At 55.8% G+C, this 20501-nt stretch carries 17 protein-coding genes; 7 read left to right on the forward strand and 10 right to left on the reverse strand.

What is annotated here, in order from left to right:
* Positions 1-9: 9 nt before the first annotated feature.
* From NQ230_RS07705 to NQ230_RS07730, 6 genes are all read right to left on the reverse strand, one after another.
* A complete protein-coding gene (locus NQ230_RS07705; protein WP_257260661.1) occupies positions 10-1815 on the reverse strand; it encodes an extracellular solute-binding protein in 1806 nt (601 codons plus the stop codon).
* 74 nt (positions 1816-1889) lie between these two features.
* On the reverse strand, positions 1890-3446 hold the full coding sequence (gene pdeN / locus NQ230_RS07710; protein ID WP_257260662.1) for a cyclic di-3',5'-guanosine monophosphate phosphodiesterase PdeN: 1557 nt from the start codon (positions 3444-3446) through the stop codon (positions 1890-1892).
* A gap of 127 nt (positions 3447-3573) precedes the next feature.
* Positions 3574-4143 carry a bifunctional murein DD-endopeptidase/murein LD-carboxypeptidase gene (gene mepS / locus NQ230_RS07715; RefSeq protein ID WP_058654858.1) on the reverse strand — a complete coding sequence of 190 codons (570 nt, stop codon included), beginning with the start codon at positions 4141-4143 and terminating at the stop codon, positions 3574-3576.
* A gap of 415 nt (positions 4144-4558) precedes the next feature.
* A complete protein-coding gene (locus tag NQ230_RS07720; RefSeq protein ID WP_183078926.1) occupies positions 4559-5272 on the reverse strand; it encodes a phosphatase PAP2 family protein in 714 nt (237 codons plus the stop codon).
* A gap of 33 nt (positions 5273-5305) precedes the next feature.
* Positions 5306-6292, reverse strand: coding sequence for a CobW family GTP-binding protein (locus NQ230_RS07725; RefSeq protein WP_159514579.1), 987 nt, complete (start codon positions 6290-6292; stop codon positions 5306-5308).
* A 124-nt stretch (positions 6293-6416) separates the two neighbouring features.
* Positions 6417-7883 carry a mannitol dehydrogenase family protein gene (locus NQ230_RS07730; protein WP_257260665.1) on the reverse strand — a complete coding sequence of 489 codons (1467 nt, stop codon included), beginning with the start codon at positions 7881-7883 and terminating at the stop codon, positions 6417-6419.
* A 205-nt stretch (positions 7884-8088) separates the two neighbouring features.
* Between NQ230_RS07730 and uxuA the strand changes: the two genes are divergently transcribed.
* Entirely contained in the window at positions 8089-9279 is a 1191-nt protein-coding gene (uxuA, locus tag NQ230_RS07735) for a mannonate dehydratase (RefSeq protein WP_257260666.1), read from the forward strand.
* 117 nt (positions 9280-9396) lie between these two features.
* Here uxuA and yeiP read toward each other — a convergent pair whose 3' ends face one another.
* A complete protein-coding gene (yeiP, locus tag NQ230_RS07740) occupies positions 9397-9969 on the reverse strand; it encodes an elongation factor P-like protein YeiP (protein ID WP_008500940.1) in 573 nt (190 codons plus the stop codon).
* Between the two features lie 164 nt (positions 9970-10133).
* Here yeiP and NQ230_RS07745 point away from each other — a divergent pair, with 164 nt between their 5' ends.
* The gene (locus tag NQ230_RS07745; protein ID WP_063143815.1) at positions 10134-10388 is read left to right on the forward strand and encodes a YkgJ family cysteine cluster protein; all 255 of its coding nucleotides are present in this window, start codon (positions 10134-10136) and stop codon (positions 10386-10388) included.
* On the opposite strand, the gene setB is transcribed toward NQ230_RS07745, so the two are convergent.
* Positions 10385-11566: a sugar efflux transporter SetB gene (gene setB / locus NQ230_RS07750; protein WP_047060550.1), complete on the reverse strand. Its 1182-nt coding sequence runs from the start codon at positions 11564-11566 to the stop codon at positions 10385-10387. The two genes, NQ230_RS07745 and setB, sit on opposite strands and share 4 nt — an antisense overlap.
* A 361-nt stretch (positions 11567-11927) precedes the next feature.
* On the opposite strand from setB, the gene fruB reads away from it, so the two are divergent.
* From fruB to fruA, 3 genes are read left to right on the forward strand one after another with little or no spacing between them, the layout of a single operon-like run.
* Positions 11928-13058 carry a fused PTS fructose transporter subunit IIA/HPr protein gene (gene fruB, locus NQ230_RS07755; RefSeq protein ID WP_257260667.1) on the forward strand — a complete coding sequence of 377 codons (1131 nt, stop codon included), beginning with the start codon at positions 11928-11930 and terminating at the stop codon, positions 13056-13058.
* Entirely contained in the window at positions 13058-13996 is a 939-nt protein-coding gene (gene fruK, locus NQ230_RS07760; RefSeq protein ID WP_008500936.1) for a 1-phosphofructokinase, read from the forward strand. Before fruB ends, fruK begins: the two co-directional genes overlap by 1 nt.
* Before the next feature lie 16 nt (positions 13997-14012).
* Positions 14013-15698 (forward strand): PTS fructose transporter subunit IIBC, encoded by a 1686-nt coding sequence (gene fruA, locus NQ230_RS07765; RefSeq protein WP_032658984.1) that lies wholly within the window; start codon positions 14013-14015, stop codon positions 15696-15698.
* Positions 15699-15746: 48 nt separating this feature from the next.
* Here fruA and nfo read toward each other — a convergent pair whose 3' ends face one another.
* Both nfo and NQ230_RS07775 read right to left on the reverse strand, forming a co-directional pair.
* Positions 15747-16604, reverse strand: coding sequence for a deoxyribonuclease IV (nfo, locus tag NQ230_RS07770; protein WP_024908173.1), 858 nt, complete (start codon positions 16602-16604; stop codon positions 15747-15749).
* Between the two features lie 64 nt (positions 16605-16668).
* Positions 16669-17715 carry a YeiH family protein gene (locus NQ230_RS07775; protein WP_033146035.1) on the reverse strand — a complete coding sequence of 349 codons (1047 nt, stop codon included), beginning with the start codon at positions 17713-17715 and terminating at the stop codon, positions 16669-16671.
* Positions 17716-17812: 97 nt separating this feature from the next.
* Here NQ230_RS07775 and yieE point away from each other — a divergent pair, with 97 nt between their 5' ends.
* Together yieE and NQ230_RS07785 are read left to right on the forward strand one after the other, a co-directional pair.
* Positions 17813-18679 (forward strand): DNA-binding transcriptional regulator YeiE, encoded by an 867-nt coding sequence (gene yieE, locus NQ230_RS07780; protein WP_023312476.1) that lies wholly within the window; start codon positions 17813-17815, stop codon positions 18677-18679.
* A 180-nt stretch (positions 18680-18859) separates the two neighbouring features.
* Positions 18860-20329 (forward strand): amino acid permease, encoded by a 1470-nt coding sequence (locus NQ230_RS07785; RefSeq protein ID WP_121425315.1) that lies wholly within the window; start codon positions 18860-18862, stop codon positions 20327-20329.
* Positions 20330-20501: the final 172 nt, after the last annotated feature.

The following is a 20501-nucleotide window of genomic DNA, read 5'->3' on the forward strand; positions in this document are numbered from 1 at the left end:
GATGATTCCTTATCGCCGCTCAGCGGGAAGTCTGGCGGCTTTGTTAACGTCATACCACCAGGTATCAAAGCCCAGGGAATAGACAGGGCGCACGGCAGGCACGGAGAACTTGTCCCAGCGCGCCAGGCGGTCTTCGCCCATATACCACATCGGCAGCATGTAGTAGTTCCAGGTTAAGACCCTGTCGAGGGCGCGCCCGAGCGGCAGGAGCTTTTCTTTATCCCCCTGCGCCGCCACTATTTTCGCAATCAGCGCGTCAATCGCCGGGCTTTTTACCCCCGGCGCATTGTATGAGGAGTCGATGTAGCTGGAGGCCCAGGAGATTTGCAGGTCCGAGCTGGGCCACGGCTGGGCGGGCCACAGGCGCTGCATCATGTCGTAATCACGGCTGCGCATGCGGCTGGTGATCTGCGCGTTATCGACCTGGCGAATGTTCATGGTCACGCCCAGCCGCTCGAGGTTGTGCTTAAACGGCAGTACCCACTGATCGTTGCCCCCGGACGAGAGCAGCAGCTCAAAGCTGAGAGGCTTACCCGTTTTGGCATCCACACGCTTTTGATTTTTCAGGTGCCAGCCCGCGTCATCCAGCAGCTTGCTGGCTTTGAGCAGGTTGTCGCGGTCGTAACCGTCACCGTTCGACGCGGGCGGCTGAAATACGGTGGTGAACACCTGTGGCGGAACCTCCGCTTTTAGCGGCGCCAGCAGGACCAGCTCGTCGGCTTTCGGGTAATCGCGCGCGGCGTACTCGGTATTCTGAAAATAGCTGTTGGCGCGACTGTAGGCACCGTAAAACAGCGCTTTGTTCATCCACTCAAAATCAAAGGCCAGGGAGATGGCTTCCCGCACCCGGCGGTCATTAAATACCGGACGCTGAATATTAAACGCCAGCCAGCGGGTGTCCTGGGCCGACTCATTTTTGTGCTCGTCTTTGACGATATAGCCTTTTGCGAAATTTTTGCCGATATAGCGGGTCGCCCAGTTTTTGGCGCTGCTCTCTACGCGTAAATCGAAGGCGCCGGCTTTGAACGCTTCAAACGCCACGTTATCGTCGAGGTAGTAATCATAGCGAAGGGTGTCGAAGTTCCAGCGCCCGCGGTTTACCGGCAGGTTGGCCGCCCAGTAGTCTTTAACGCGAGAGTAAACGACATATTGCCCCATGCGCCAGTCGGTGATGCGGTATGGGCCGCCTGCCAGCGGCGGCGTGGAAAGCGGGTCGCTTAGCTTATGATTTTTCCAGAACGATTCAGGCATTACCGGCAGCGAGAACAGGCTAAGCATGTTCTCCTTGTTCGGTTCGCTCAGCTCGATGCGAACGGTGAGCGGCGCGATGGCTCTGACGGATGCGCCTTTATACACGATGCGGAACTGGGGGACGCCTTCGGTCATGAATTTATGGAAGGTGAACGCGACGTCGCTGGCCTTCACCGGCGTACCGTCATGAAAACGTGCCCGCGGGTTCAGCGAGATTTCCGCCCAGGCGAAGTTGTCGGCGTAACGAACGTTATCGGCAATCAGCGGATAGTAGCTGCCGGGTTCATCATCAGACGTGACGAAGAGCGTATCGTAAAGCGATTCCGTCCGTGCGGCCGCTACGCCGCGCAGGGCGAATCGGTTGAAGTTGTCGAATGTCCCCGTGGCGGAAAGCGTGACCTTTCCGCCCTTCGGCGCGGCAGGGTTAACGTAATCGAAGTGCGTAAAATTGACCGCGTATTTCGGCTCGCCAATCACCGCGAAGGCGATATTTTCTTTGATGGTCTGCGCCTGGCTGGACAGGCTCGTTAATGCCAACATCAGCAATATGAAGCGCATAAGCATCTCGCGGCAGCTCCCTCTTTTACAGACCGGCTCGGTTAAGCTGAATAATAAGTGACGTCACGGGCAATGTGAAATTAATCGCCCTCGGGCGCAATATCAGGCCGCCATTCGCGGAACTGCGCCAGCGGCATCGGGCGGCTAATCCAGTATCCCTGCAGGAAGTTAACGCCGTGTTCGCGTAACCAGGCGGCCTGTTCCGGCGTTTCCACCCCTTCGGCGACGGTCAGCATACTCAGCCGTCTTGCCAGCGTCAGGACGGCATCCAGCACCGGCGACGTCACCGTTTCAGTACCTATCGCATTAACAAACCCACGGTCGATTTTGAGGTAGTCCATGGTGAAATGCTCAAGATAAATCAGCGCGCTGTGGCCGGTGCCAAAATCATCAATGGCTATCTCAAACCCTTCGTTATGCAGCCATTCGAAGAGGCTGTTGGCTTCACGATGATTCAGCATGTCGCGCTCGGTAATTTCCAGCACGATCTGGAAGTAATCCGGCGGCAGTAACGCTTTGAAGGTGCGCATATCGTCTTTGAAGCTTTCCGCATGCAGATGCCCCGGCGCAATGTTAATGCCCACCTTGGCACCCGGGGGCAACAGGGTTTGTAACACGGGTGCATCGTGAATGATAAGGTCAAAGAGATGCAGCGTCAGCGGGACAATCAGCTTCTGCGCTTCGGCAAAGTTGATAAACGCGTCCGGCGGGATTTCCCCCATTGTCGGGTGCTTCCAGCGCATCAGCACTTCAAGTCCGGTCATTTTGAGCGATTTCGCATCAACGACGGGCTGATAGACCACGTAAAACTGGCCGCGCTTAATGGCGCTTAAAATCTCTTTACCCGGACTGAGCCGAATGCTGAGGATATAGTAGTTGAGCGATCCGGCACATATGCCGCAAACCAGCCCGAAGAACAGGGCGTAGAGAATTTCATCGCTGGTCCATGCGTCCGCATACAGGTTTATGGTCAGGGGGATGCCTTTCAGCGTCGCGGTACGGACCGGGATTTCATGTAGATCGCTCGCGTTGACCAGCGTGCTGGAACGCGTTGACAGCGCATGATCGCCAATGATGATGGCTATCCCCGTGAATTCGTCCTGGCGCGCGGTGTAGAGCAGGTAAGGCGTCAGATTGATATTCACCGAGGTGAACACGCCGCCGTCCTTCACTAACGGGTTACGGTACCAGATGGCAATCGCAGGCTTATTGGGCAACATCGGGGTGCCTGAAAGCAATGCCATATCAATCTGCTTATCGATGTGCAGCTCGGGTATCAGCTCCTCCATCGGGAAATTCATCGGGCCTGTGGCAGAAGAACAGAACGCCATTTTGTCTCTGACCAGCAGGAATGCGCGAACGTTAATGCTAAAGGCCGCGCGCGAGGTGAGTTCCTGATTGACGTCGTGGCAGCTGTTTAACGTGAGCGGCTGGAGGGTATCGACTGCGTTTTTTAACTCATCGAAATAGCTCTCCATATAGATGCTCACGTCGCGGATCAGGGTGTCGAATTTGACTTCCCGCTTGTGGTAGCTCCAGAAAAATTGCAACGAACCCAGGAGCAGGGCGGCGATCAGGCCTGTGATAATGCTGAGGATTAATATCTTGCGATTGCTGGAGAAGTAGCGGGTAAACATAGACGTCGTGATTCCTGAAATGCCGCTGGATGTATTCAGTGTAACGGGCAAAAAAAAACACTGCCGAAGCAGTGCTTTTTTTCATCATATCGTCAGCCAAGGGATAACCAACGATACAATAGTCATATCAACTGCGGGTCAGTACGCGGCGTGCTTCGTTGTAGCGCTTCTTCCAGTATGGTTCATTCATGCTGGAAATGGTTACACCGCTGCTGGTGGAGGCATGTACAAACTGGTCATTACCAATGTAGATGCCAACATGTCGACCTGTAGAACCGGCACGGAACAGGACTAAATCACCGGTGCGCAGTTTGGTACGTGAAATCGACTTGCCCATCTCCTGCTGTTCATAGGTTGAACGCGGAAGATCTAACCCAAATTGCTCACGGAACGTACGCTGTACAAAACCGGAACAATCAATACCTGTTTTTGTGCTGCCGCCAAGACGATAGCGCACGCCTTTCCAGTCAGCATACTGGTCCATAATGCGGGACTTCACGTCCAGATTACGTACCATATTTTCAAATTCATCCTGAGAGGCTTGCAGTGACGAGGAATCTTCCATTCCCACAACACGCGTCTCAGGATGCATATTCTTTGCGGTGTTCGATGTACTACATGCAGATAACAGTACCGCGACTGCTATCACCGGGATCCCCCGTAAGATATATCTCAGAAACGGTTGAGATTTGACCATTTTGTTTATTATCCCTTGAAGTCCTTAACGACAAATATCGTTATAAAAATGCCAAACGTGACGAGACTAATTATCTGTTCACATTGAGACAATTCTTTCTGGTCACATTTGTGGCGCAGCGCACAAAATTATTCACCAGCGAAATAATTATCTCTATGGGGCAAAACGAGTTCGAGATTAACCGATTGCCAGGGGTATTGCGAGTAAAAAAAGCCTTTTTTTTATAAGAAAATGTGATACAGAAAGTAAAAACATAGAATTGCTCAAAATAGCGACGGATCCGCTTCGCCAGTATGCAATTGCTTCATTTTTATCATGAATATGATGACGAGAATATGACAGAGGGGAAAGATCGCGGCAAGAACGCTATCAGGGATCATGTCGATCCCTGATAGCCCACGTTAATTTAGGTTAGTTATTTGTTTAATTGTTGTTGCGCTTTACCGGGAAGATAGCGATCGAACAGCGCTATTATCCTGTCGCTCAGTGGGGTCATTAAACACCACGGCAGCGCAATCAGCGCCACGGAGAGCGAACCGACGGCAATATCGGTGAACCAGTGAGCGCCAATCATTACGCGCGGGAAGGCAAAAACCACAAAAATAATCAGGGCTATGGCAAAGGCTTTTTTGCCGAAATAGCGAAGCATGATTGCGGAAAAAATAAGCAGCATCATGCCGTGATCGCCCGGGAAACTGTCCTTCGACGCATCTTTTGTTGGAATATGCAGCAGTTCGCTGACGCGATAAATATCGGTGAAGAAGAGCGTTGGGCTTGAACGCTTAACCGGAATAATCGCGGTTGCCAGCTGGTTAATGACAACGGCAAACAGCAGCATCACCAGACCGATAATGAGAATCCGCCGACGCCCGGCTTTATCCTCTTTCAGCCAGAAAGAGAGCATCAGGCAGCCCATAGCCAGCAGCGAGAAGCCGTCAAAGGCGCGGTTGTTGGTAATGGCCACCAGCCACAGGAACGCGTTGCTCTTCACCAGCTCCTGGTTGAAGAAGTGAAAAATGGCAGAATCCAGCGGGAACCAGAAACCGTGATCCGCCGGGATATACCAGGAGAAGAAAAGCGCCAGACCGGCGACATTAAGCAGTAATATCAGGGGAAATCGAGTTGTCATAACGTTCTGCATAGAGTGAAAACTGGGGCAACGTTAGCCGCCCGAACTTAAACGAATCCTCAACAGGCTGGACTGGAGGGCATTCCAGTCGGCGTTAACCGCACTAATTAACTCTATTCGGCTGTCAGGCGGCGCCACATTTTGCGTTTCAATAAAGAAATCCTCGCCCTGACGGTTGATCCGCACCAGCCCGTCCGGCGTGCGCATGATCCCTTTCACGCGATCGACGGGAGCCAGCCGGGCCCACTCCAGGATCCCGATGGTGTCGAAAACGGTTTCAGCATCAAAAATCCACCCGCAGGCCTGATATCCCTGACCGCTATTCAGGTTACGACGCCAGCGCTGGTGTTCTGGCAGGCTAAGGGCAGCTAAACCCTGTTTCACCGGATGGCTATGCGCATGTTCCGCACTGGCCGGAAGTTCAGCCAGGTTCAGACGAGGAAGATCAAGCAGGGCGCTGTCAATATTCCCCTGGGTGGTCTCCACCCGCGTGCGATTGCCGCCGAAATGTTGCCACCACGCGTCCAGCGCGGCCTGGCTTTCAGCCGTGGCGCGATCTGCTTTATTCGCGACAATAACGTCAGCCGAGGCGAGCTGATCGCGGAAGTTCTCATTGGCCACCGCCTTGTCATCCAGAAGCTGACGCGGATCGAGCAGGCACAGGGTGGCGCGCAGATCGATCCACGGCTCGTAAACCGGGGCGGTCAGTAAATCGAGGATCTGCTTCGGGTGACCCAGCCCGGTGGGTTCGATCAGCAGGCGGTCAGGTTTGCCCTGACGCAGCAGGGTATTGAGCCCGACCTGCATCGGCAGGCCATTGACGCAGCACATGCATCCGCCGGGGATCTCTTTAATCATCGCGCCGCTGGATGACAGCAACGCGCCGTCAATGCCCACCTCGCCAAATTCATTGACCAGCACGGCCCATTTCTCGGCCGGATCTTTATTTGCCAGCAGGTGGAGAATTGAGGTGGTTTTACCGCTGCCGAGAAAACCGGTGATGAGGTTGGTTTTGGTCACGTGCGCTCCAGATGAGAATGGTGATGCTATAACACTGTTCTCTCTATCCTGGCGAAAAACGTGACCTGTGAGAAGGGGAAGGGCGAACGGAGGCCGCATCCGTTCGCGTTAAGCGCAATAATCGTTAAACATTTAACGTTTCGATAACAGCCTGACGCGCGCCGTGGCGGGTGATGCGCTGGTATGCCTGATTGACTGCCTCTACAAACACGCTGTTTTGCGCGAGATCGTGACCAAAGACCTCGCTCAGCCCCAGCAGGGCGTCAACGCGGTCGGCGTCCCTGCTGGCATCGACCATCGTGCGAATTTTATCGCTGAGGGGATCGCGAACATCAATCGCGTTGCCACGGTCGTCGGTACCGCTGACGTAGCGTATCCAGCCGGCCACGCCCAGGGCCAGCAGCGGCCACGGTGTTTTTCGCTCAAGATGAACGCGGATCCCGTCCAGCATTCTTTGCGGAAGCTTCTGGCTACCGTCCATCGCGATTTGCCAGGTCCGATGCTGAAGTGCCGGGTTGGCAAAGCGCTCCAGCAGGCTATCGGCGTAGGCGGTGAGGTCGACATCCTTAATGCGTAATGTGGGCGCCTGCTCGTCAAGCATCAGCCGACGGGCGGCTTCGCGGAAGGCTGCGTCTTCCATACATTCATTGATATGCGCGTAGCCGGCGAGATACCCCAGATACGCCAGGAAAGAGTGGCTGCCGTTAAGCATGCGCAATTTCATCTGCTCCCAGGGCAGAACATCCTGAACCATCTGAACGCCCGCGACTTCCCACTCGGGACGGCCGGCGACAAAATTATCTTCCACCACCCACTGAATAAACGGTTCACAGCTGATGGCGCACGGATCTTCAACGCCGAGCGCGTCGGTGATTTCCGCCAGTGAGGCGTCCGTCGCGGCGGGAACAATCCTGTCAACCATCGTTCCGGGGAAGCTTACGTGGCTATCAATCCACTCAGACAGCGCCGCGGAACGCTTTTGCGCCATGCCCAGCACCGCGTTTTTCACCACGTGTCCGTTATCAGGGATATTGTCACAGGAAAGCACGGTAAACGCAGGCAAGCCGCGCTCGCGGCGGCGGTGGAGCGCTTCGACCAGGATCCCGGGCGCGGAATGCGGCGCTGAGGGGTTCTCAAGATCGTGGATTATTCGGGCGTTGTGCAGATCGAGTTTTCCGGTGGCGGGATCGATGCAGTAGCCTTTCTCCGTGATGGTAAGCGACACAATAGCGACCTGCGGCTCGCAAAATTTTTCAATAATGGCGGGCAGAGAGTCCAGCTTTGCGTTCAGGCATTCATGAACGGCGCCGACGATAATCGCCTCATTGCCTTCTGCCCCTTTCTCCAGCACGGTGAACAGGTGATCCTGCGCGCGCAGCTGGCTCATCAGCACGTCGCCGCTGAAGAGGCTAATCTCACAAATACCCCAGTCGCCGCCTTTTTCATTCAGCACCCGATTTGTTAACAATGCCTGGTGCGCACGGTGGAACGCGCCAAAGCCAAAATGGACGATGCGGGAGCGTAATTGCGCGCGATCGTAGCGAGGTTGCTGAACCTGGGCAGGAAGGGCGGTGGAGGCAATTGTCTTCATGAGATACACACCTGATTAACCATTAATTAACAATGCCAGTGTAAAGTTATATGACAGCAAATAAAATTGGTGAGCCGTAAATATCCCCGTTCTGTGAGTTTGATCAATCAATGTGTGGCGGTATGTTGACCCTTAGCGGCAAACATGTATGGTAGTCGTCATTGCAGTAACACATATTGGTATAACAACTTAAGAGGGTGAGGCAATGGAACAAACCTGGCGTTGGTACGGGCCGAACGATCCGGTTTCTCTTGATGATGTGCGCCAGGCTGGCGCAACGGGTGTCGTCACGGCGCTGCATCATATTCCTAACGGTCAGGTATGGCCGGTTGAAGAAATTCAACAGCGTCAGGCGCTGCTGGCGGAGAAGGGGTTAACCTGGTCTGTGGTGGAAAGCATCCCGGTTCATGAAGACATCAAAACCCATTCAAGGGAGTACCAGACCTGGATTGCTAACTATCAGCAGAGCATTCGCAACCTGGCGACCTGCGGCATTGATACGGTCTGCTATAACTTTATGCCCATCCTCGACTGGACGCGTACCGACCTTGAATACCAGATGCCGGACGGCTCGAAAGCGCTGCGTTTCGATCAGATCGCCTTTGCGGCATTCGAACTGCACATTCTGAAACGCCCAGGCGCCGAAGCGGATTACACCGCGGAGGAGGAGCAGCAGGCGCTCGAATGGTTTAACGCCGCCGGTGACGCGGACATCGAAAAGCTGACCCGTAATATTATTGCGGGCCTGCCGGGGGCTGAAGAGGGGTATACCCTGGATCAGTTCCGCGCGCGCCTGGCGGAATACGGCGATATTGATAAGCACCAGCTGCGTGAAAACATGGCGTACTTCCTGCGCGCTATCGTGCCGGTTGCTGAAGAGGTCGGGGTACGCCTCGCGGTACATCCGGACGATCCACCGCGTCCTATCCTCGGCCTGCCGCGTATCGTTTCCACCCTTGAAGATATGCAGTGGCTGAAAGAGACGGTAGACAGCATCTATAACGGCTTTACCATGTGTACCGGCTCCTACGGTGTGCGTGCGGATAACGACCTGGTGCGGATGATTGAAACCTTCGGCGATCGTATCCACTTCACGCATCTGCGCGCGACCTGCCGCGAAGAGAATCCAAAAACCTTCCACGAGGCGGCGCACCTGGGCGGCGATGTGAATATGGTGGCGGTGGTAGACGCCATTCTGGCGGAAGAGGCGCGTCGCAAGCAGGCGGGCGATGTGCGTCCTATTCCGTTCCGTCCGGATCACGGCCACCAGATGCTGGACGATCTGCGTAAGAAGACCAACCCGGGCTATTCGGCGATTGGCCGTCTTAAAGGGATGGCGGAAGTGCGCGGCGTTGAGCTGGCGTTGAAGATGACGAAGTATCCGGAGCTTCTGTAACCGGAATTGCCGGGTGGCGGCTTCGCCTTACCCGGCCTACAAAAACACAAAAACCGGCTTCAGGGCCGGTTTTTTCGTAGGTCGGGTAAGCGTAGCGCCACCCGACAAACGCCGCAATCAGTCAGCGCGACCCATATAGCGTTTTTCTTCGATATGGATGCGGATTTTCTCGCCAGCGGAGAGGTATTCCGGCACCTGCACAACCAGGCCGGTCGTCAGGGTCGCCGGTTTGTTGCGGGCACTTGCGGATGCGCCCTTGATACCTGGTGCGGTTTCAACGATTTCCAGATCGACGGTCTGTGGCAGCTCCAGCGCCAGCAGTACGCCGTCCCAGGTCAGGACCTGCATGTCAGGCATGCCGCCTTCAGGGATGAACAGCAGCTCTTCTTCAATCTGATCTTTGGTGAAGATGTACGGGGTGTAATCTTCTTTATCCATGAACACGTATTCATTGCCGTCGATGTAGGAGAAATCAACGTAGCGACGGGTCAGGGTCACGGTATCGACGATATCGTCACCTTTAAAGCGCTCTTCCACCTTCAGGCCGGTACGCACATCGGCGAAACGCATTTTGTACAGCGTTGCTGCACCACGGGCGCTCGGGGCCTGAATGTCGATATCTTTCACAATCAGCAGTTTGCCGTTGTAATTCAGCACCATACCTTTCTTAATTTCGTTCGCTCTTGGCATTGCAGTAATCCTGTTTACGGGAGGTAAAAAATATCGCGCCAAATTACTCGCGCGCGGCCTTTCAGGCAAGAGGAATTCGTGGCTTTTGCTATCAATACGCAAAAGGTGTTACTGTGCGCGCGATGCCCGACTGCGCGGGCGATCGTCAGCGAAAGAGAGCATTTATGGATTGTCGTCCCGATTGTGGCGCGTGCTGTACTGCACCGTCCATTTCAAGCCCCATTCCAGGAATGCCGGAGGGCAAGCCTGCCAATACCCGCTGCGTTCAGCTCTCGGAAACGAACCTGTGCATGATCTTTGGCTCACCGCTGCGCCCGAAAGTCTGCTCCGGGCTTCAGCCCGCTGCCGAAATGTGTGGCAGCACGCGAGGGCAGGCGATGACGTACCTTCTTGAGCTGGAAGCGCTCACCGCGCCCTAAACGTCTTTAATCCTCGCCAGGCAGCCGATCGTCAGGGTACACATCACCAGCGCAATCCAGAACACCGTGTGATAGTTCCAGATTTCGGCCACAACACCGGCCATTGAGCCCGCGATAATCCAGCCCACGCGGGTGGTATTAGTATAAAGGGTGGTGGCAGAGCCTGCCTGACCCGGCATCAGATCCTGGAAGTAGAGCATGCCTATCCCGGCGAGAATGCCAATATAGATGGCGTTCAGCAGCTGTAAAGCCAGCAACAGCCCCGGCGTATGTACCGTCAGCATACCGATATAGAACAGCAGACCGGCGATGGCGGCAATGCGCATTAAAAAACGCTTTCCGAAGCGCTTTGCGTAATAGCCCGCAATGAGCATCGTCGGGATCTCAAGCCCGGCCGCGGTGCCCATCATGATGCCCGCCAGCTTCTCCGACAGGTGCAGTTCATCAATAATAAACAGCGGCATATTGATGATATACAGGCTGTTGGTGCCCCACATCAGCGTGCAGATAACAAACAGGAGCAGGGCATCACGGCGGTTACGGCGCGGCGCTTCCAGCACGCCCGTTGCCACTTTGGGCTCTTTGCGCATGGACGGCAGGAAGAACCACACCAGCGCGCCGCACACCACAAACGCGACGGCCGCACTGAGGTACATCACCGTAAAGCCAAAACCCATCGCCAGCGCGTAGGCCAGCGGCGGGCCAATCACCCACGCCAGCGACACCTGAGCGCGCAGGACAGAGCTGAACATCACCGCTTCACGTCCGGTATGGTCCGCGTGTTCGCGAGCAAGGGCGAATAGCTGAGGGTTCGCCGTTGAGCCAAAGCTGCTCAGGAATACCCCGACGAAGAGCAGAATGAAATAGTTGCGGTTCCAGGCAAACAGAACGCAGGCCATGACCCCCAGCAGACAGCAGAAAACGATCAGGCTTTTACGATCGCCTTTTCTGTCGGAGCGTCCCGCCAGAAACTGGCTGACCAGGATGCCGATGATGGCGCTTCCGGTAAAAAAGAAGCCGACCATTGCCGGGCGGACGTGAACCTCATTTGTCAGGAATAAGCTCAATGTCGGCGTCTGTAACGCACCGGCAATGCCCGTGAAGAAGGCTACAACCAGGAATGCCGCAGAGGTCAAATCAAAGGGCTTCGGCGAGACGGCCGCAGGGGTGTTATGCATGTTTTATAATTAGCGAGTAGCAGAGAGGGCCGGAGTTTACGCCGTCAGCTAAAAAATAAACAGTGGGTGCGGTCAATAATGCCACGAAAAATCAAAATGGCATTTCAACTTATCTCTCATCCGGCTGAACTTAGCTGAAACTGTCTTGCTGAACTTCAGCAAAATTCAGCTGAACGAAGAAGAAATGTGCTGTATCTCTAAATTCTGAGATCGGAAATACGAGTTTACTTGCAAGACATTGCAGAAAGCGCAAGACTTTTTGAAACGTTTCAGCGCTATCTTGTTTTAACAAACGGAGCAGGCTAGCGCATTTTTTCTCATTAAAGCTGAAACGATTCAAGTTCAGCAGGAGTGGAGAACCATGTTCCAGTTATCTGTTCAGGATATCCACCCGGGCGCTCAGGCCGGGGATAAAGAAGAGGCTATTCGCCAGGTTGCCGCTGCGCTTGTGCAGGCGGGTAACGTCGCGGACGGCTATGTAAACGGCATGCTGGCCCGCGAGCAGCAGACCTCAACCTTCCTCGGCAATGGCATTGCCATTCCGCACGGCACAACCGACACCCGCGATCAGGTGTTGAAAACCGGCGTTCAGGTTTATCAGTTCCCGCAGGGCGTGCTCTGGGGCGACGGTCAGGTGGCCTACGTGGCTATCGGTATCGCGGCCAGCAGCGATGAACACTTAGGCCTGCTGCGTCAGCTGACGCATGTCCTGAGCGATGACGATGTGGCTGAACAGCTCAAGTCCGCCACCACAGCTGAAGAACTGCGCGCCCTGCTGATGGGCGAAAAACAGAGCGAAGCGCTGAAACTGGATAATGAAACGCTGACGCTGGATGTGGCTGCCTCCAATCTTGTGACGCTGCAGGCGCTGAACGCGGGTCGTCTGAAAGAAGCCGGCGCGGCGGATGCCACGTTTGTGACGCGCGTCATTAACGATAAGCCGTTGAATCTGGGTCAGGGTATCTGGCTGAACGACAGTGCTGAAGGCAACCTGCGAAGCGCTATCGCCGTGAGCCGCGCGGCCAATGCGTTTGACGTGGAAGGCGAGCGCGCGGCCATGCTGGTGACCGTGGCGATGAACGACGATCAGCCGGTTTCCGTGCTGAAGCGTCTGGGCGATCTGCTGCTGAACAACAAAGCTGAAAAACTGCTGAACGCTGATGCCTCCACCGTGCTGGCACTGCTGACCAGTGATGATGCGCCGACTGAAGACGTGCAGACCGCTGAGTTCGTGGTACGTAACGAGCACGGCCTGCATGCCCGTCCGGGCACCATGCTGGTGAATACCATTAAACAATTCGAGAGTGAGATCACCGTGGCGAATCTTGATGGCACGGGCAAACCGGCCAACGGCCGTAGTCTGATGAAAGTTGTCGCGCTGGGCGTGAAGAAAGGCCACCGTCTGCGTTTCACCGCGCAGGGTGCCGATGCTGAACAGGCGCTGAAAGCGATTGGCGATGCCATCGCGGCGGGTCTGGGGGAGGGCGCATAATGAGCAGACGTGTTGCGACTATTACGCTGAACCCGGCTTATGACCTGGTAGGATTTTGCCCGGAAATTGAGCGCGGCGAAGTCAACCTCGTGCGTACCACTGGCCTGCATGCTGCGGGTAAAGGGATTAACGTCGCGAAAGTGCTCAAGGATCTCGGTATCGACGTCACCGTGGGTGGATTCCTCGGTAAAGATAACCAGGATGGTTTCCAGCAGCTGTTCAGCGAGCTGGGTATTGCCAACCGTTTTCAGGTTGTTCAGGGCCGTACCCGCATCAACGTTAAGCTGACGGAGAAAGACGGTGAAGTGACCGATCTGAACTTCTCTGGCTTCGAAGTGACGCCGTCAGACTGGGAGCGTTTTGTTAACGACTCTCTGACCTGGCTTGGTCAGTTTGACATGGTCTGCGTCAGCGGCAGCCTACCGTCCGGCGTCAGCCCGGAAGCGTTTACCGACTGGATGACGCGTCTGCGCAGCCAGTGCCCGTGCATCATTTTTGACAGCAGCCGCGACGCGCTGGTTGCCGGTCTGAAAGCCTCGCCGTGGCTGGTGAAGCCGAATCGCCGCGAGCTGGAGATCTGGGCGGGTCGTAAGCTGCCAGAATTAAAAGATGTGATTGACGCTGCCCATGCGCTGCGCGAGCAGGGTATCGCTCACGTGGTGATCTCTCTTGGTGCAGAAGGCGCGCTGTGGGTTAACGCGTCTGGTGAATGGATCGCCAAACCGCCGTCAATGGAAGTTGTCAGCACCGTTGGCGCAGGGGATTCTATGGTTGGCGGCCTGATTTATGGTCTGCTGATGCGTGAATCCAGTGAACATACTTTACGTCTTGCCACCGCCGTTGCTGCCCTGGCCGTAAGCCAGAGCAATGTCGGCATTACCGATCGTACCCAGTTAGCCGCGATGATGGCGCGCGTTGACTTAAAACCTTTTAACTAACAGCAGGAGAGGAATAATGAAAACGCTGCTGATCATTGACTCCGGTCTCGGACAGGCCCGCGCCTATATGGCGAAGACCTTGCTGGGCGCGGCGGCACAAAAAGCACATCTGGACATTATCGATAATCCAGGCGATGCAGAACTGGCCATTGTACTGGGCGACAAAATCCCGGCTGACAGTGCGCTGAACGGCAAAAAAGTGTGGCTGGGCGATATTAATCGCGCGGTGGCACATCCGGAACTGTTCCTGAGCGAAGCGAAAGGTCACGCGTCTGTCTACAGCGCGCCTGTCGCAACGGCACCGGCTGCGGCTGCGGGTCCGAAACGCGTTGTCGCGGTGACGGCCTGTCCGACAGGCGTGGCGCACACCTTTATGGCAGCTGAAGCCATTGAAACCGAAGCGAAAAAACGCGGCTGGTGGGTAAAAGTTGAAACGCGCGGCTCCGTTGGCGCGGGCAATGCGATTACCCCTGAAGAAGTGGCGGAAGCCGATCTGGTGATCGTGGCGGCGGATATCGAAGTGGACCTGGCGAAATTTGCCGGTAAGCCCATGTACCGTACGTCTACCGGCCTGGCGCTGAAAAAGACCGCGCAGGAGTTTGATAAAGCGCTGGTGGAGGCGAAGCCGTATCAGGCAACCGGCGCGCGTCAAACCGCGACGGAAGGTAAGAAAGAGTCTGCAGGCGCCTATCGCCATCTGTTGACCGGTGTGTCATACATGCTGCCAATGGTGGTTGCGGGTGGTCTGTGTATTGCCCTCTCGTTCGCATTTGGTATTACCGCGTTTAAAGAGCAAGGCACGCTGGCCGCTGCGTTAATGCAGATTGGCGGCGGATCCGCGTTCGCACTGATGGTCCCCGTTCTGGCAGGCTTTATTGCCTTCTCCATCGCTGACCGTCCTGGCCTGACGCCGGGCCTTATCGGCGGTATGCTGGCCGTGAGCACCGGTTCTGGCTTTATCGGCGGTATTATCGCGGGCTTCCTGGCCGGTTACGTCGCGAAGCTCATCAGCTCGAAGCTCAAGCTGCCGCAGAGTATGGAAGCGCTGAAGCCGATTCTGATCATCCCGCTGATTTCCAGCCTGGTGGTTGGTCTGGCGATGATTTACCTGATTGGTAAGCCGGTTGCGGGCATCCTGGCGGGTCTGACCCACTGGCTGCAAACCATGGGTACCGCGAACGCGGTTCTGCTGGGTGCAATCCTCGGTGGCATGATGTGTACCGACATGGGTGGTCCGGTGAACAAAGCGGCGTACGCCTTTGGTGTTGGCCTGCTGAGTACCCAGACCTACGCGCCGATGGCAGCCATCATGGCGGCAGGCATGGTGCCTCCTCTGGCGCTCGGCCTGGCGACGATTATTGCCCGTCGTAAGTTCGATAAAGCACAGCAGGAAGGCGGCAAAGCGGCGCTGGTTCTGGGCTTGTGCTTCATCACCGAAGGGGCGATTCCCTTCGCGGCTCGTGACCCAATGCGTGTACTGCCGTGCTGTATCGCGGGTGGCGCGGTAACGGGTGCAATCTCCATGGCGATTGGCGCGAAGCTGATGGCACCACACGGCGGTCTGTTTGTGCTGCTGATCCCTGGCGCCATCACCCCGGTCCTGGGCTATCTGCTGGCCATCGTTGCCGGTACACTGGTGGCGGGTCTCTCTTACGCGGTGCTGAAACGTCCGGAAGCGGAAGTTGTGGCAAAAGCAGCGTAAGCGATAAACAACAAAAAAAGCCGGGTTGCATTATGCACCCGGCTTTTTTTATGCCGCCTGTTCAGCGGTTTGCTGTGCCTTCAGCCAGGCAATCTCTTCTGCCCAGATGTCCGGATTAATGGTTTCCAACACCATCGGAATACCGTCGAAGCGGGCGTCCTGCATAATGAAGCGGAACGCATCGTGGCCGATGTTGCCTTCGCCCAGGCTGTGGTGGCGGTCAACGCGGCTGCCGAACGCACTTTTTGCATCGTTCAGGTGCATGCCGCGCAGGTACTTAAAGCCCACAATGCGCTCGAACTCATCAAACGTGTTTTTCGTTGCCTCGGTGGTGCGCAGGTCATAACCGGCGGCAAACGCGTGGCAGGTATCAATGCACACGCCAACGCGAGATTTATCCTCCACGCCGTCGATAATCGCCGCCAGATGTTCGAACCTAAAGCCGAGGTTGCTGCCCTGACCGGCGGTATTCTCAATCACCGCGGTGACGCCTTTGGTCTTGTCCAGCGTGATGTTGATGGACTCGGCAATGCGCGCCAGGCAGGCATCTTCATCGATTTGCATCAGATGGCTACCCGGATGGAAGTTCAGCAGCGTCAGCCCCAGCTGTTCGCAGCGCTGTACTTCATCAAGAAACGCCTCGCGGGATTTTTCCAGCGCCTCTTCAACCGGGTGACCGAGGTTGATCAGGTAGCTGTCGTGGGGAAGGATCTGGCCTGGCCCGTAGTGGTACTTCTCACAGGCGGCCTTGAAATCATCAATCACCTCAGCGGTGAGCGCTGCGGCGCGCCACTGGCGCTGGTTTTTGGTGAACAGGGCGAAAGCGGTCGCCTCGATTTCGGCGGCGCGAATGGCGGCATTCGCAAGGCCACCTGCAGCGCTGACGTGCGCTCCAACATATTTCATAAAAAAACTCCTGCTAACCCGAAACGCTTATGATAGCGGGTTAGCAGGAGAAGGACGAGATGGTTTATGCCATCAGGCTATGGACCGCGAGGTTAATCGCACCGCCGCCGACAATCAGCCAGATGAAGAGCACCAGCGCCATCAGCAGCGGTTTGGCACCGGCTTTTTTCAGCGCGCTGACGTGTGTGGTGACTCCCAGCGCTGCCATGGCCATCGCCAGCAGCACGGTATCCAGCGTCACCAGCATATCCACCACGGCTTTCGGCAGCAGATGGAAGGAGTTGAAAATCGCCACCACGATAAACAGGATCGCAAACCACGGAATGGTGATTTTGCTTTTCTCGCTGCCGCCTGCCGGTGCCAGCTGCTTAACCCGCGCCGCGAGGAAAATCAGGAACGGTGCCAGCATCATCACGCGCAGCATTTTGGCAATCACCGCCGCGTTTTCAGCTTCCGGGTTAATGGCATGTCCTGCCGCCACCACCTGGGCCACTTCGTGCATGGTCGAACCGATATAGATGCCGTAGGTTTCCGGGCTAAACCAGTGCGCCACCAGCGGATACATTGCCGGGTAGAGGAAGATCGCCAGCGTACCGAAGATCACCACCGTCGCCACCGCCACGGTCACCTTGCTGGCTTCGGCTTTCACGACGGGCTCTGTTGCCAGCACCGCCGCCGCTCCGCAGATACTGCTCCCGGCACCGATCAGCCAGCTGGTTTGCTTATCCAGGCCAAAGACTTTCTGGCCGATAAAGCAGGCCAGCAAAAAGGTGCTGGTCAGGGTCAGGACGTCGATAGCGATTCCGCTCACGCCCACGTCCGCAATCTGCGAAAAGGTGAGACGGAAGCCGTAAAGGATGATCCCGAGACGCAGCAGGTGCTGTTTGGCAAAGATCACGCCGCCGTCGCAGGATTTCCAGATATGTGGGTAAACGGTATTTCCCACGACCATGCCCAGCAAAATGGCCAGCGTCAGCGCGCTAAAACCCGCGCCTGCGATAGCCGGGATGCTGCCGCCCCATAATGCTACGGCGGTCACTGCTGCGCTAAGCGCGAGGCCCGGCACGAAGTGCCACACTGTACGATGATGTTGTAAGGTGATTTCTGACATAACCTTCTCCTTTGTCTGGCTAAAGGTTACGGCGCTCTGGCTTAAAAATAAAATTGATTATATACTTATAATCAATCTATATAAGTGGTAAGCAACCATGCACATTACATTGCGTCAGCTGGAAGTATTTGCCGAGGTGCTGAAAAGCGGCTCGACGACCCAGGCGTCACAAATGCTGGCGCTCTCGCAGTCTGCGGTCAGCGCGGCGTTGACCGATCTTGAAGGACAGCTGGGCGTGCAGCTTTTCGACAGGGTAGGGAAGCGTCTGGTGGTCAACGAGCACGGTCGTCTTCTTTATCCACGCGCGCTGGCGTTGCTGGAGCAGGCTATAGAAATCGAACAGCTGTTCCGCGAAGACAACGGCGCGATCCGCGTCTATGCCAGCAGCACCATTGGGAACTACATCCTGCCGGAAGTGATTGCCCGCTACCGCCGGGATTTTCCCACTCTGCCGCTGGAGATGAGCGTGGGCAATAGCCAGGACGTTATCAACGCGGTGATCGATTTCCGCGTGGATATTGGCCTCATCGAAGGGCCCTGCCATAACGTCGATATCATTGCCGAGCCCTGGCTGGAAGATGAGCTGGTGGTGTTTGCGTCCCCGGCTTCGTCGTTATTGCAGGGCGAGGTGACGCTGGAGCGCCTGGCGCAGGCGCAGTGGATCTTGCGCGAACAGGGCTCCGGCACGCGTGAAATTGTCGATTATCTGCTGCTTTCCCATCTGCCGCATTTCCAGTTGGGGATGGAGTTGGGGAACTCTGAGGCCATCAAGCACGCGGTGCGTCATGGCCTGGGGATCAGCTGTCTTTCCCGGCGCGTCATTGCCGAACAGCTTGAAACGGGGTCGCTGGTTGAAATCCCGGTTCCATTGCCGAAGCTGGTGCGCACGCTATGGTGCATCCATCACCGCCAGAAACACCTTTCCAGCTCTCTGCAGCGTTTTCTGCGCTACTGCGCCATTTAACCTTCCCCGGTGGCGCTTCGCTTACCGGGGCTACGCGCGCCTGTCACCCCACATTTTTATGCTTTACTTATAATCCTGGCCGAGTCATGAAGCTCTCTTATAACTGAGTATTTCTGCCGGAAGGAACGCGGATCGTCTGCTACAATCGCGCCTCATTTATTAAATGGACAGCATTTTCATATGGTTTCAGAAATTAAAACCACAGAAGCGCCCACGCTACGTCGTGAACTCAAGGCGCGTCACCTGACGATGATCGCCATTGGCGGCTCAATCGGTACAGGTCTTTTCGTTGCCTCTGGCGCAACGATTTCGGCAGCAGGCCCGGGTGGGGCACTCTTCTCTTATATCCTGATTGGCCTGATGGTGTACTTCCTGATGACCAGCCTCGGCGAACTGGCCGCGTACATGCCGGTATCCGGTTCGTTCTCAACCTACGGTCAGAAATACGTTGAAGAAGGCTTCGGCTTCGCGCTGGGCTGGAACTACTGGTACAACTGGGCGGTCACTATCGCCGTTGACCTTGTCGCCGCACAGCTGGTGATGAACTGGTGGTTCCCGGATACGCCGGGCTGGATCTGGAGCGCCCTGTTCCTGGCCGTCATCTTCCTGCTGAACTACATCTCCGTGCGCGGTTTCGGCGAAGCGGAATACTGGTTCTCTTTGATTAAAGTGGCAACCGTCATCATCTTTATCGTCGTCGGTGTGGCGATGATCGTTGGTATTTTCAAAGGCGCTGAACCTGCGGGCTGGAGTAACTGGACGATAGGCGATGCGCCGTTTGCCGGTGGCCTGTCGGCGATGATTGGCGTGGCGATGATTGTCGGCTTCTCCTTCCAGGGGACCGAGCTGATTGGTATCGCCGCCGGTGAGTCAGAGAACCCGGAGAAGAATATTCCGCGCGCGGTCCGTCAGGTCTTCTGGCGTATCCTGCTGTTCTATGTGTTCGCGATCCTGATTATCAGCCTGATCATCCCGTACACCGATCCAAGCCTGCTGCGCAATGACGTAAAAGACATTAGCGTCAGTCCGTTCACGCTGGTCTTCCAGCACGCCGGCCTGCTTTCTGCCGCGGCAGTGATGAACGCCGTTATCCTGACCGCTGTGCTTTCAGCCGGTAACTCTGGGATGTACGCCTCTACCCGTATGCTCTACACGCTGGCATGCGACGGTAAAGCGCCGCGTATCTTCGCGAAGCTGTCCCGCGGCGGCGTGCCGCGTAACGCGCTGTACGCCACCACGGTAATTGCCGGTCTGTGCTTCCTGACCTCGATGTTTGGCAACCAGACGGTGTACCTGTGGCTGCTCAACACGTCCGGGATGACGGGCTTTATTGCCTGGCTGGGGATTGCCATTAGCCACTACCGTTTCCGCCGTGGCTTCGTCAAGCAGGGTCACGATATTAACTCGCTGCCGTATCGCTCCGGCTTCTTCCCGCTGGGTCCCATTTTCGCCTTCATTCTGTGCCTGATCATTACGCTTGGACAGAACTATGAAGCGTTCCTGGCGGACACCATTGACTGGGGTGCCGTCACGGCGACCTACATTGGTATTCCGCTGTTCCTCGTCATCTGGTTTGGCTACAAGCTGACGAAAGGCACAAAATTCGTTCGCTACAGTGAAATGGAATTCCCGGAACGATTTAAACAATAACCGCACTTCCTCTCTTTTAACCCGCTCATTCGAGCGGGTTTTTTTATTCCCGCAGGCTGAAACAAAGATATATTTCTTAACAATTTAATTGATAATAATTATCGTTTGCTTTATCGTTATCAAAAATAAGCGTGTCACCGACCCACCGCAGACGTGGGCGGCAGGGAAGACG

The sequence above is a fragment of the Enterobacter asburiae genome, from assembly GCF_024599655.1.
In the GTDB taxonomy this organism is placed as follows: Bacteria; Pseudomonadota; Gammaproteobacteria; order Enterobacterales; family Enterobacteriaceae; genus Enterobacter; species Enterobacter asburiae_D.